Raw genomic sequence first — 12,410 nt, 5'->3', positions numbered from 1 at the left:
GGGTGAGGCTGTTTGAAGCTATGACGGGTTACAAGAAAATGAACTTGGCGATGAAGATCGCGCAGAGCACCCACAGACTGATGGAAATTTCCTTGTACTTACCGGTGCCGGCCTTCAGCACCACGTAAGTGATAAAGCCCAGCGCGATGCCGTCGGCGACCGAGAAGGTCAGCGGCATCATGATCGCGGTGACGATCGCCGGGATGCTGTCGGTCGCTTCATCCCATTCGATGTGAGCCATGCCGCTCATCATCAGCATCGCCACATAAATCAGTGCACCGGCGGTGGCATAAGCCGGAATCATGCCAGCCAGCGGTGCGAAGAACATCGCGGCAATAAATAGCACACCTACGGTCACGGCGGTAAGACCAGTCCGACCACCCGCAGCGACACCCGCGGCACTTTCTACATAGCTGGTGACCGGCGGAACACCGACCATCGCCCCGAAAACGCTGGAGGCACTGTCGGCTTTCATCGCGCGGGAGAGGTTTTCGATACGACCGTCTGCGTTCACCAGGTTGGCGCGCTGGGCCACACCCATCAAGGTGCCGGCGGTGTCGAACATGTGCACGAAAAGGAACGCCAGCACCACGCTGATCATGCTGACGTTGAACACGCCGGCGATGTTCATGGCCATCCAGGTCGGGGCCAGGCTCGGCGGGGCGGACATGATGCCTTCGTAATGGACGAGGCCCAGGCCCCAGCCGGCGGCCGTCACGGTGATGATGCTGATAAGGATCGCGCCGAACACCTTGTGGTAACTGAGCACGGCGATCATCAGAAAGCAGATGGCGGCCAGCAGCGGACCGGGTTCGCGCAGGGAACCGAGCTTGATCAGGGTGGCCGGGCTGGCAACGATGATGCCGGCAGTTTTCAGGCCTATGATCCCCAGGAACAGCCCGACACCCGCGCCCATGGCGTAGCGCAGGCTCACGGGAATACTGTTGAGCAGCCATTCGCGAATCTTGGAAAAGGTCAGGATCATGAACAGCACACCGGAGACAAACACCGCACCGAGGGCGGTTTCCCAGTTGTAGCCCATGGTGCCGACCACGGTGTAGGTGAAGAACGCGTTCAGGCCCATGCCCGGCGCCAGGCCGACCGGCCAGTTGGCGTACAGGCCCATCAACAGGCAACCGAGCGCGGCGGCGATGCAGGTGGCGACAAACGCGGCACCGTGATCGATGCCAGCGTCAGCCATGATGTTCGGGTTGACGAAGATGATGTAAGCCATCGTGATGAAGGTTGTCAGACCGGCAATCAGCTCGGTCTTCACCGTGGTGCCATGCAAGCTGAGTTTGAAGAGGCGTTCCAGCCAGCCATTGCGTAATGGCGGCGAGAGGTCCAGCGTCGGGGCTTCGGATTTGCGGCTTTCCACAGCGAATACTCCTCAAGAGTTTTATTTTTATTTCCAGGGCCGGACCCATGAGGGTGGCAGCGGCCCTTTGAGGCACTTGCGAATTTGTTGACCGCTTGGTCAGGAACTCGCACGAAGTGGATTATGCTTTTGTATACAAATAAAGCAAATAATGTTTTTGATTTTGTAGACGAAAGTTTTGGCGATAGGGATATATCGCCTGCGGTGACGCCTTTGCGGGCAAGCCTCGCTCCTACAGATAAACGCATGACCCTGTAGGAGCGAGGCTTGCCCGCGAAGGCGGACTCAAGGTCACATCGTCTGCTGGTTGTTCCCCAACGCCAGATTCACCGCCAACCACCCATCCACCGCCGCCTCCCCAGCCTCGGCAAACACCCGCTCCAGCAACTTCACCTGCTCACGCCGCAATGACTGCTCGAACCGCGCGCCATCCTCGGTCAGCTCCAGCAACCGCTTACGCTTGTCGGCCTCGGACGCCACGCTCTCCACCAGATGCATTTCCACCAATTGCCGCAGCGGAATGTTCAGCGCCTGCTTGCTCACGCCGAGCAACGCCAGCAATTCCTTCACGCTCAGGTTCGGATAACGGGCGATGAAAAACACGATGCGTTGATGCACTCGGCTCAAGCCACGACGCTCAAGCATTTCGTCGGCCTTGGCGGTGAACGCCTGGTAGCCGAAGAAAAACGCTTCCATGGCGTGTTGCTGAGTTGTGGGGTTTTTAAGGTCAAGCATATTGACGTATCCGCTCAAGCTGTCGTAATTTCGGTCAATCAGTTTGACTCATTTTCTTCTAGCCTCGCTACCGGTGACCCCATGGCTTTTTCCGAACGTGTCTCGCGCCTTAAAAGTTCTTTGATCCGAGAAATCCTCGCCGCCGCCCAGCGCCCAGAGGTGATGTCGTTCGCTGGCGGCTTGCCGGCCGAAGCCATGCTGCCGAAGGTCGAGTGGGCCGACATGCCGTTGTCCATGGGCCAATACGGCATGAGCGAAGGCGAGCCGGCACTGCGTGAAGCCCTGGCGGCCGAAGCGCGGGCGTTGGGCGTACCGTGTGAGGCGAGCCAGGTGTTGGTGGTCAGCGGCTCCCAGCAAACCCTCGATCTGGCGGCCAAGCTCTATATCGACAAAGGCACCGAGATCCTGCTGGAAGCGCCGACCTATCTCGCGGCGTTGCAGATTTTCCAGCTGTTCGGCGCCGACTGCATCACCGTGCCGCTGGAGGCCGATGGGCCCGACCTTGCACAAATGCGCGCGCGCCTGGAAAAACATCGTCCGGCGTTTATTTACCTGATCCCGACTTTCCAGAACCCATCGGCCGTGCGCTACAGCGAAGCCAAGCGCGATGCGGTGGCGGCGCTGCTCGATGAGTTTGGCGTGACGCTGATCGAAGACGAGCCCTACCGCGAACTGACCTTCGACGGCGCCAGCGCCACGCCAATCGTCAGTCGCTTGAAAACCGCCAGTTGGATCTACACCGGCACCGTATCGAAAACCCTGCTGCCGGGCCTGCGGGTTGGTTATCTGATCGCCAGTCCGGACCTGTTTCCGCACTTGTTGCGGCTCAAGCAATCGGCGGACCTGCACACCAATCGGGTAGGGCAGTGGCAGGCGCTGCAATGGATCGGCACCGAGAAATTCCAGCAGCATCTGAGTGAGCTGCGGGCTTTCTATCGGATGCGTCGGGATGCCTTCCAGTCGGCACTGAAAACACATTTTTCCGATCTGGCGGATTGGAACGTGCCGCAAGGCGGGCTGTTTTTCTGGCTGACGCTCAAGCAACCGCTGGATACCCGCACGTTGCTCAAGACGGCCTTGGCAGCGGACGTGGCGTTTATGCCGGGCGAACCGTTCTTCCCTGATCCGGATAACAATCCCGGCCATTTGCGGCTGAATTTTAGTCACATCGACCCGGCGCGGCTGGAAGAAGGCCTCAAGCGGTTGGCGGCGGTGGTGAGGCAGGCCCAAGCGGCAAAGGCAGCCTGAAGTCATAAAAAACCGGCTTGAGGGCCGGTTTATTTTTATCTGGGATTTGCGGTGGCAGGGCGGGCCTCATCGCGGGCAAGCCTTGCTCCTACAGGTTGGGAGTGATCGCAAAATGTGAGCAGCGCCACCAATCCGTAGGAGCAAGGCTTGCCCGCGATGGCGTCCGCAAAAACGCCACTGAAAAATCAGGCCGCAGCGAAGCGCTTATCCAGATAATCAATAATCACCTTGGACTCATACATCCAGGTGGTCTGCCCATTCTCTTCAATGCGCAGGCACGGCACCTTGATCTTGCCGCCGTGATCCAGCAACGCCTGGCGATCCTGCTCGTTGTTCTTCGCATCGCGCAGCGCCACCGGTACGTTCAAGCGGCGCAAGGTGCGGCGGGTCTTCACGCAGAACGGGCAGGCGTGGAACTGATACAGGGTCAGGCCCTTGGCGGCGTTGTTGACCTGGGCCTGGACCTCGGCCGGGCGCTGCTTTTTGCCCGGGCGGGTGATGAAGTCGATGAAGATGATCAGTTGGCCAAGGCCGACACGAAGCGCTTTTACGAACACGTTGAAAGCCTCACGGTGGGAATCAAGAAAGGCGCGCAGCTTACCTGATTTTTCACAGGCGAAAAAAAACCGGCGATGAATGCCGGTTTTCTTAGTGCTGCGGATTACTTGATCAGGCTGAGAAACTCGCTGCGGGTGGCGGCGTTTTCCCGGAACTCACCGAGCATCACCGAGGTGATCATCGACGAATTCTGCTTCTCGACACCGCGCATCATCATGCACATGTGCTTGGCCTCGATCACCACCGCAACGCCCAGGGCGCCGGTGACTTGCTGGACCGCGTCGGCGATCTGGCGGCTGAGGTTTTCCTGGATTTGCAGGCGACGCGCATACATATCGACGATCCGCGCGACTTTCGACAGCCCCAAGACCTTGCCGCTCGGGATGTAGGCGACGTGGGCCTTGCCGATGAACGGCAGCAGGTGGTGTTCGCACAACGAGTAGAGCTCGATGTCCTTGACCAGCACCATTTCGCTGTTGTCGGAGCTGAACAAGGCACCGTTGGTGACTTCTTCCAGTGTCTGTTCATAACCGCGGCAAAGGTACTGCATGGCTTTGGCGGCACGCTTTGGCGTGTCGAGCAGGCCCTCGCGGGACACGTCCTCGCCCAATTGACCGAGAATCGCGGTGTAATTCTGTTCCAGGGACATGAAACTACCTGTGGGATTTTTCGCAAAGGGCAAGGGTACGGTGGCAAACACGGCGCTGCAAGCGTGGCGCGACAGCTTTACTCGTCGCGACCTTCCATCATGGTGCGTTTGAGCAGCACATAAACCGCGCCGGCGCCGCCGTGTTTGGCCTGGCACGAGGTGAAGCCGAGCACTTGGGAATGCTGGCGCAGCCAGGTGTTGACGTGGCTTTTGATCATCGGCCGCTTGCCGTCCAGGCGCACGGCTTTGCCGTGGGTGACGCGCACGCAGCGGATTTCGAATTTGGTTGCTTCGGCGAGAAAGGCCCAGAGGGTTTCCCGGGCCTTTTCCACGTTCATGCCGTGCAGGTCAAGGCTGCCTTCGAACGGGATCTGGCCAATCTTGAGTTTGCGGATCTGGCTTTCCTGCACACCGTCGCGGGCCCACATCAACTCATCTTCCGGGCCGACATCAATCACGAACTGATCGGACAAGCCATCAACGGTGGTGGCATCGGTGCGCACGGTGGCGGCCTGACGCAGCTTGGCAATCTGGGCGCGGTCGCTTTTGGGTTTGCCGGTTTCGGCGCGATCGTGCTTGATCGGCTTGATGCCTTGAGTCGCACTTTTGAACAGGGAAAAATCGTCGTCTTGCATGTCAGCCTCCGCGAAGGAGGGCAGTTTACCCAAGTCGGGACGCGATCCATAACAATTGGGCCTGGCAAGTTGCCGAGCCCAAGGATTCAATCGTGTTTTTTCATCAGGTGCGGGGACATGTTCAGCGCTTGCGACTGGCGCGAGCGGCGACGGCAGCGGCGCCACAGCCACACGCCGATGTACAGCACGAACAGGCCGATCACCGCGATCACCGCCGCGCCGACCTTGTTGGTATTCAGCTCGCCCAGTGCGGGCGCGTGGCCGAGCAGGCTGCCGACACCGGCCAGCGTCATCAATACGCCGAGCATCGCCAGCAGGGCGGCAATCGCTGCACCGATTCGAAAACGCCAGTTGCTTTGGCCTTTGGGCCGCAAGCGGCGTGCGTCAAAACCATCGGATAACTTCATTCCGACCTTCCTCAATGGGTATCGGCCCTTCGACCGGGAGTTGACCGGGATGTTCCTGAGGCTAGGGCAATTGCAGCAAATGAGAGGCTTTTGCGGATGAGCGGCGGCATGTGCCGCTCATCAAAAGTCGGTCAGATCAGATCGTGGGTCAGGGCAAGGGTGGCGAAGTTGTCCGCCATGATTGCCATTTCGGTCTGCTGAACGTGCTCGGCGCTGAGTACACCCCCCTTGTAAGGCAGGTCGCGGGTGGCACAGGCATCCTCGACCAGGGTGCAACGAAAGCCCAGGTTCTTCGCCGCGCGCACGGTGGTGCTGACACTGGAGTGGCTCATGAAGCCGCAAACGATCAGGTCCAGGGAGCCCAGCTCTTGCAGGCGATCGTACAGCGTGGTGCCGTGGAACGCGCTCGGCAGCAGTTTGCCGATAATGGTTTCATCGCTCGTTGGTTCGAGGCCCGGAATGAACTCGCCGCGTTCGCCCTGTGGATCGAACAGCCCGCCGACGGTGCCGAGGTGACGTACGTGCACGATCGGCCGACCGGCTGCACGGGCAGCGGCCACGATTTGCTTGATGTTCGCGACGGCAGCTTCCATGCCGCTCAGGGCCAGCGGGCCGCTGAGGTATTCTTTCTGGGCATCGATGATGATGAGGGTCGCCTGGCTCAGTTTGGCCGCCGGGTAACCGCGACCGCTGAGTTGAAACATCGTTTGTGGAACGGACATTCTGGGGCTCCTTGGAGTGGGGCTTTTGCGACATTGTCCTCTGGCTGAGCGGTTCTGTGAATCGCTACCATCGTAGGCACCGTCGTTGCTGGCTTGCAGCCTTGTCAAGAGGCTCATTCTGTTCAATAGCCAAGCGCAAAAATGGAAGAGTCCTACATCTGATCCGGTGTTTTTCCTGCGTCGTCGTGGCGCGTTTTGGCTGTTAGAATCGCCCGTCGTTTTATTTGCCAGTTTTATTTGGAGTTGCCGCTGTGATCACTTCCCGACTTCGTACCCTGCGTGACCATATCCGTTGGGCCGTCAGCCGCTTCCATGGGGAGGATCTGTTTTTCGGCCATGGGACCGACAACGCCTGGGACGAAGCCCGTCAACTGGTGTTGGGTGCATTGCACCTGCCGTGGGAAATTGCCGACAGCTATCTGGACTGCAATCTGGAAGACGATGAACTGGTCAATCTGCAACGCTTGCTCAAGCGTCGCATCGAGGAGCGCATTCCTACCGCTTACCTGTTGGGCGAGGCCTGGTTCTGCGGAATGTCGTTCATTGTCGATGAGCGTGTGCTGATCCCGCGCTCGCCGATTGGCGAACTGATCGAAAAGCGCTTCGCTCCGTGGCTGGGCAAGGATCCGGCGCGGATTCTCGACCTGTGCACCGGTTCCGGCTGCATCGGTATCGCCTGTGCCTACGAGTTCCAGAACGCCGAAGTGGTGCTGGCCGACCTGTCGTTCGAAGCACTGGAAGTGGCCAACCAGAACATCGAGCGCCATGGCGTCGATGAGCGGGTATACACGGTTCAGGGCGATGGCTTTGATGGGCTGCCGGGGCAACGTTTCGACCTGATCGTGTCGAACCCGCCCTACGTCGATGCGGAAGATTTCGCCGACATGCCGGACGAATACCAGCACGAACCGGAACTGGGCCTGGCCTGTGGCGACGACGGTTTGAACCTGGTGCGCCGGATGCTCGCCGAAGCGGCGAATCACCTGACCGAGAAGGGTTTGCTGATTGTCGAAGTAGGCAACAGCCAGGTGCACGTCGAAGCGCTGTACCCGGAAGTCGACTTCGCATGGCTCGATTTCGAGCGCGGTGGGCATGGCGTGTTCATGTTGACCGCCGAGCAGTGCCGCGATCACCAGGCGGTGTTTGCGTCCCGCGTTTAACCGCTAAAGATCGTTCCCACGCAGAGCGTGGGAGCGATCAGCCATCACCGGTGCGTCGCAATCCAGATCAACAACCCCGCCTGAAACACCGAAAACGCCACCAGGCACGTAATCGTAAAACGTAGCCCGGCGTCTTCACGCTTGTACTTGCTGACCTTTTCTTCGTGCTTCTTGAGCTTCACTTCCTGCTCGGCCAGGTTCTGCTCCGCCTGCTGCAACATCTGCGCGGCTTCGAGAATTTCCACCTGTTGCAGCTTTTCGCTGTTCCAGTCCGCCAGCAAGTCGCCGACCTGGACCTCTTTGACGCTGCCCTTCAAATGCTGGGCATCGGCGTACGCGACTTCAAAACCGTGCATGCGCAAAAAGTGATCGCGGCGCAGGCGCGTGTCTTCGTTCAGCGCATCCTTGTTGTTCAGGTCGCTGCCGTCGACGGTGTAGGTGGGCCAACGCTTTTTCGCCCAGCTAATGCCTTGAGCGGCCAGGTAGCGTCCGATGCCGCGGTTCATCGGCTCGATCTGCAAGCCGCTGTCCGGGCCGAAATGCACGCGTTTGGTCTCGTGATCGACCCAAACGTCCAAGTGATTCTGCTCTTTGCGCACCCGCTGGCCCGGCAACTTGATGGTCAGGCGCATCAGGCTGCGTTCCTTGCTGTTGCGCTCGGCGTAACCGAACTCGACAAAGCGCAACGGCCGGCTACCGGTGTTGCGGTCGGTCTTCAACGGCGCCAGGCGAAGCATCTTGTGGTGCTCGGCGTGGACGTCCGCCCACGGCAACTCGACCGCTGGCGGTGTGTCTTTTTCAGCGGTGGTGTCGGGTGAAGTCTGGGTATCAGTCATAACGGCGAGATCCTGTCCAAGCGCTGCTTGCCGCCAGTCATAGCGCTGGCGACAAAGGCTTATCGGCCGTTTTTTTGAAGACTAGAGGGTAACAGCGCTCAACTGGAGCGAAGTCCGTCAATAAAGCCGAGGATTCGTGAGCCAAGTTCAGCGGCCAAGGGCAATTGTGGATCCTTATAGGATGCCAACTGCCGTTTCACATCGTTGGGCACGATGCGCATCACGTGGTTCATGCCCTCGATCACCGCCAGTTCGGCGTCGGGCTTGGCTTCTTTCAACAGCTTGGCGTCGCCGACGCCGACCTGGATGTCGCTGGTGCCCTGGATGATCAGCGCCGGCATTTTCAACCGGGCGAAAGCGCCCGCCGGGTCCTGGCGGAACAGCGAAATCAGGTACGGCTGCACGCTTGGGCGAAAAATCACCTGCAACTGCGGCGGGACGTTGTCGTCGGTGTGGCCGGCCTTGAGGCTGTCGAGCAGTTCATTGCTGCGCAGCATCAGCGGTGGCGGCAGGCGATTGCTCAATTGCTGGCGCAGCACCTGGTCCACCGGCCGGGCGCTGCCGGACATGGAAATCACCGCCGCCGCATCGACGCTCGGCGCCGCCAGCGTGGCGATCAACGCACCTTCGCTGTGGCCGAGCAGAATCAATTTGCCGAAACGCGGATCGGCCTTGAGCTTGCGGCTCCAGGCCTCGGCATCGGCTACGTAGGCTTCCACCGACAGATTGCGTTCGTCCGGGGTCGCGGCCAGGCTCGCCGCCACGCCGCGCTTGTCGTAGCGCACGCTGGCGATGTTGTGCTTGGCCAGCACCCACGCCAGGCGCTTGAGGCTGTCGTTGCGCCCGCCGTCGGGGTTGTTTCCGTCGCGATCCGTAGGACCGGAGCCGGAAATGATCAGGACAACCGGCACCGGCGTGTCGGATTTAGGCAACAACAATGAGCCGAAAAGCTCTCCGGTGCCGGTATCCAAATTGATCGGTCGTTGTAGGACAGTGGCCTGAACGAAGCCGGTAAACAGGGTAAGACTCAAGGCTAGAACTCGCAGCATCATCACGCCATCATGGATAAGGTGCCGGTTGGACTCGCGGGCACCGGTAAGGTTCGAGGATGAACTACTTGGGTTGCCTGCGTATACTGGCGCGCATTACGTATTCAGGTTCGATTTCACGGAGCGTCCCGCATGTCCGGCAATACCTACGGCAAGCTGTTCACTGTCACCACCGCAGGCGAAAGCCATGGTCCGGCGTTGGTCGCCATTGTCGACGGCTGCCCGCCGGGTCTGGAGATTTCCCTGGAGGATCTGCAGCGTGACCTTGACCGCCGCAAGCCCGGCACCAGCCGCCACACCACCCAGCGCCAGGAAGCCGACGAAGTCGAAATCCTCAGCGGCGTGTTCGAAGGCCGCACCACCGGTTGCGCCATCGGCCTGTTGATCCGCAACACCGACCAGAAGTCCAAGGACTACTCGGCGATCAAGGACCTGTTCCGCCCGGCCCACGCCGACTACACCTACCACCACAAGTACGGCGAGCGCGATTACCGCGGCGGCGGTCGCAGCTCGGCCCGGGAAACCGCCATGCGCGTGGCGGCCGGGGCGATTGCCAAGAAGTACCTGGCGACTCAGGGCATCGTTATTCGTGGCTACATGAGCCAGCTCGGCCCGATCGAAATCCCGTTCAAGACCTGGGATTCGGTGGAAGAAAACGCCTTCTTCAGCCCCGACCCGGACAAAGTGCCGGAACTGGAAGCCTATATGGACCAGTTGCGCCGCGACCAGGATTCGGTCGGCGCCAAGATCACCGTGGTCGCTGAAGGCGTGATGCCGGGCTTGGGCGAGCCGATCTTCGACCGCCTCGACGCCGAACTGGCCCACGCGCTGATGAGCATCAACGCCGTGAAAGGCGTGGAAATCGGCGCCGGTTTCGCCAGCGTCGCCCAGCGCGGCACCGAACACCGCGATGAAATGACCCCGGAAGGTTTTCTCAGCAACAACGCCGGCGGCATTCTCGGCGGCATCTCCTCGGGCCAGCCGATCGTCGCGCACTTGGCATTGAAGCCAACGTCGAGCATCACCACGCCGGGCCGTTCCATCGACATCCATGGCAACCCGGTGGACGTGATCACCAAGGGCCGTCACGACCCGTGCGTCGGCATCCGCGCCACGCCGATTGCCGAAGCGATGATGGCCATCGTGCTGATGGATCACCTGCTGCGTCATCGCGGGCAGAACGCCGATGTGCAAGTGAGCACGCCGGTGTTGGGTCAGCTTTAATGGCTCACCGCACAGTCGCCGGGGCCTGAAGACCTTGGCGGCGCTCCCGTACTGGCGGCTCTCCAGTTTCTATCTGTTCTATTTCGCCTTGCTCGGTTCGACAGCGCCATTTCTGGCGCTGTACTTCGATCACCTGGGCTTTTCCAGTGCGCGCATCGGCGAACTGGTGGCGATCCCGATGCTGATGCGCTGCGTGGCGCCGAACATCTGGGGCTGGCTCGGCGACTACACCGGTCGACGCCTGGCCATCGTGCGCTTCGGCGCCGTCTGCACGTTGCTGACGTTCTCGCTGATCTTCGTCAGCAAAACCTACGCCTGGCTGGCGATGGTCATGGCCCTGCACGCGTTCTTCTGGCACGCGGTGCTGCCGCAATTCGAAGTCATCACCCTGGCGCACCTCAAGGGCCAGACCTCTCGCTACAGCCAGATCCGCTTGTGGGGCTCCATCGGTTTCATCATCACCGTGGTCGCGCTCGGGCGGGTGTTCGAGTGGCTGAGCCTGGATGTCTACCCCGTGGCGCTGGTGCTGATCATGGCCGGGATCGTCGTCAGCAGCTTGTGGGTGCCAAACGCACAACCGGTGCAGAGCGAACGCGTGACCGGGGAGGGCTTCCTCAAGCAACTGCGCAGCCCCGGCGTATTGGCGTTTTACGGTTGCGTGGCGCTGATGCAGATGAGCCACGGGCCGTATTACACCTTTCTGACTCTTCACCTGGAACGTCTCGGTTACAGCCGTGGCGTGATCGGCATGCTCTGGGCCGTCGGTGTCGTCGCGGAAGTCCTGATGTTCCTGGCCATGAGCAAAATCCTCGCGCGCTTCTCGGTGCGCCGGGTGCTGATGGCGAGTTTTCTGCTGGCGGCCCTGCGCTGGTTGCTGCTAGGTTCGTTCGCTGAGTTTTTGTGGGTGCTGTTGTTCGCCCAAGTACTGCACGCAGCCACCTTCGGCAGCTTTCACGCGGCTGCCATCCAGTTCGTGCAACGTAGTTTCGGCGCCCGTCAGCAGGGCCAGGGCCAGGCGTTGTACGCAGCACTGGCCGGCACCGGCGGCGCACTCGGCGCGTTGTATTCCGGCTACAGCTGGAATGCCCTCGGCGCCACATTGACCTTTAGTATTGCCAGCCTCGCAGCCTTCGCCGCTGCCGTTATCATTGCCACACGTATGCAAGAGGACCGGCCATGAGCCTTACCCGTGAACACCTCGCCCAGGAAATCATCGACGCCGGGCGTTTTTTGTACGGTCGCGGCTGGTCGCCGGCCACCAGCAGCAATTATTCGACGCGCCTGTCACCGACCGAAGCGCTGCTGACCGTGTCCGGCAAGCACAAAGGCCAACTCGGCCTCGACGATGTGCTGGTCACCGACCTGTCCGGCAACAGCCTGGAGCCGGGCAAGAAACCGTCCGCCGAAACCCTGCTGCACACCCAGCTCTACAGCTGGCGCCCGGACATCGGCGCGGTGCTGCACACCCATTCGGTGAACGCCACGGTGCTGTCGCGCCTGACGCCGCAAGCCTTCATCGAATTTGAAGACTACGAACTGCAAAAAGCCTTCAGCGGCGTCTCGACCCACGAGTCGTTGGTGCGGGTGCCGATTTTCGACAATGACCAGGACATTGCGCGCCTGGCCGCCAAGGTGCAGCCTTGGCTCGACGCCCATCCCGATTGCGTCGGCTACCTGATTCGCGGCCACGGCCTCTACACCTGGGGCGCGCGCATGAGCGACGCCCTGCGGCAGATCGAGGCCTTTGAATTTTTGTTCGAGTGCGAGTTGAAGATGCGCTCGGTCTTGAACCGTCAAGCATGAACCGTT

14 protein-coding genes are annotated in these 12,410 nt (G+C 60.5%); 5 read left to right on the top strand and 9 right to left on the bottom strand.

Annotated elements, in window-relative coordinates; genetic code table 11:
• Positions 1–28 precede the first annotated feature (28 nt).
• Together ACZ89E_RS13640 and ACZ89E_RS13635 are read right to left on the bottom strand one after the other, a co-directional pair.
• Complete coding sequence (locus tag ACZ89E_RS13640) at positions 29–1,378, bottom strand: NCS2 family permease (protein WP_149656896.1); 1,350 nt, start codon at positions 1,376–1,378, stop codon at positions 29–31.
• A gap of 291 nt (positions 1,379–1,669) precedes the next feature.
• Positions 1,670–2,113, bottom strand: coding sequence for a MarR family winged helix-turn-helix transcriptional regulator (locus ACZ89E_RS13635; protein ID WP_463259835.1), 444 nt, complete (start codon positions 2,111–2,113; stop codon positions 1,670–1,672).
• 81 nt (positions 2,114–2,194) lie between these two features.
• Here ACZ89E_RS13635 and ACZ89E_RS13630 point away from each other — a divergent pair, with 81 nt between their 5' ends.
• A complete protein-coding gene (locus ACZ89E_RS13630; protein ID WP_476255856.1) occupies positions 2,195–3,361 on the top strand; it encodes an aminotransferase-like domain-containing protein in 1,167 nt (388 codons plus the stop codon).
• Positions 3,362–3,546: 185 nt separating this feature from the next.
• Here the strand turns inward: ACZ89E_RS13630 and ACZ89E_RS13625 are convergent, their stop codons facing one another.
• From ACZ89E_RS13625 to ACZ89E_RS13605, 5 genes are all read right to left on the bottom strand, one after another.
• Positions 3,547–3,918: a glutathione S-transferase N-terminal domain-containing protein gene (locus ACZ89E_RS13625; protein ID WP_149656893.1), complete on the bottom strand. Its 372-nt coding sequence runs from the start codon at positions 3,916–3,918 to the stop codon at positions 3,547–3,549.
• A 104-nt stretch (positions 3,919–4,022) separates the two neighbouring features.
• Positions 4,023–4,568, bottom strand: coding sequence for a GTP cyclohydrolase I FolE (gene folE, locus ACZ89E_RS13620; RefSeq protein WP_003204506.1), 546 nt, complete (start codon positions 4,566–4,568; stop codon positions 4,023–4,025).
• A gap of 77 nt (positions 4,569–4,645) precedes the next feature.
• Positions 4,646–5,203: a Smr/MutS family protein gene (locus ACZ89E_RS13615; RefSeq protein WP_133836618.1), complete on the bottom strand. Its 558-nt coding sequence runs from the start codon at positions 5,201–5,203 to the stop codon at positions 4,646–4,648.
• Positions 5,204–5,289: 86 nt separating this feature from the next.
• Positions 5,290–5,610 (bottom strand): hypothetical protein, encoded by a 321-nt coding sequence (locus ACZ89E_RS13610; RefSeq protein ID WP_149656892.1) that lies wholly within the window; start codon positions 5,608–5,610, stop codon positions 5,290–5,292.
• A gap of 131 nt (positions 5,611–5,741) precedes the next feature.
• Positions 5,742–6,332, bottom strand: coding sequence for a cysteine hydrolase family protein (locus ACZ89E_RS13605; protein WP_149656891.1), 591 nt, complete (start codon positions 6,330–6,332; stop codon positions 5,742–5,744).
• A gap of 251 nt (positions 6,333–6,583) precedes the next feature.
• Between ACZ89E_RS13605 and prmB the strand changes: the two genes are divergently transcribed.
• Positions 6,584–7,492, top strand: a complete 909-nt coding sequence (prmB, locus tag ACZ89E_RS13600; protein WP_149656890.1) for a 50S ribosomal protein L3 N(5)-glutamine methyltransferase — start codon at positions 6,584–6,586, stop codon at positions 7,490–7,492.
• Positions 7,493–7,536: 44 nt separating this feature from the next.
• On the opposite strand, the gene ACZ89E_RS13595 is transcribed toward prmB, so the two are convergent.
• Positions 7,537–8,328 carry a hypothetical protein gene (locus ACZ89E_RS13595; protein ID WP_149656889.1) on the bottom strand — a complete coding sequence of 264 codons (792 nt, stop codon included), beginning with the start codon at positions 8,326–8,328 and terminating at the stop codon, positions 7,537–7,539.
• Positions 8,329–8,426: 98 nt separating this feature from the next.
• The gene (locus ACZ89E_RS13590) at positions 8,427–9,380 is read right to left on the bottom strand and encodes an alpha/beta hydrolase (protein ID WP_149656888.1); all 954 of its coding nucleotides are present in this window, start codon (positions 9,378–9,380) and stop codon (positions 8,427–8,429) included.
• Positions 9,381–9,509: 129 nt separating this feature from the next.
• Here ACZ89E_RS13590 and aroC point away from each other — a divergent pair, with 129 nt between their 5' ends.
• Genes aroC through ACZ89E_RS13575 form a run of 3 tightly spaced genes read left to right on the top strand, consistent with a single transcriptional unit; the run spans position 9,510 to position 12,404 of the window.
• Positions 9,510–10,601: a chorismate synthase gene (gene aroC / locus ACZ89E_RS13585; protein ID WP_149656887.1), complete on the top strand. Its 1,092-nt coding sequence runs from the start codon at positions 9,510–9,512 to the stop codon at positions 10,599–10,601.
• A gap of 34 nt (positions 10,602–10,635) precedes the next feature.
• Positions 10,636–11,781, top strand: coding sequence for an MFS transporter (locus ACZ89E_RS13580; protein WP_149656886.1), 1,146 nt, complete (start codon positions 10,636–10,638; stop codon positions 11,779–11,781).
• Entirely contained in the window at positions 11,778–12,404 is a 627-nt protein-coding gene (locus ACZ89E_RS13575; RefSeq protein WP_476255855.1) for a methylthioribulose 1-phosphate dehydratase, read from the top strand. The genes ACZ89E_RS13580 and ACZ89E_RS13575 overlap by 4 nt, the downstream gene beginning before the upstream one ends.
• Positions 12,405–12,410 lie beyond the last annotated feature (6 nt).

This window comes from Pseudomonas sp. TE3899 (genome assembly GCF_056279105.1).
The sequence above is the reverse complement of the archived record's forward strand: the minus strand, read 5'-3'. Positions and strand labels throughout refer to the sequence as shown.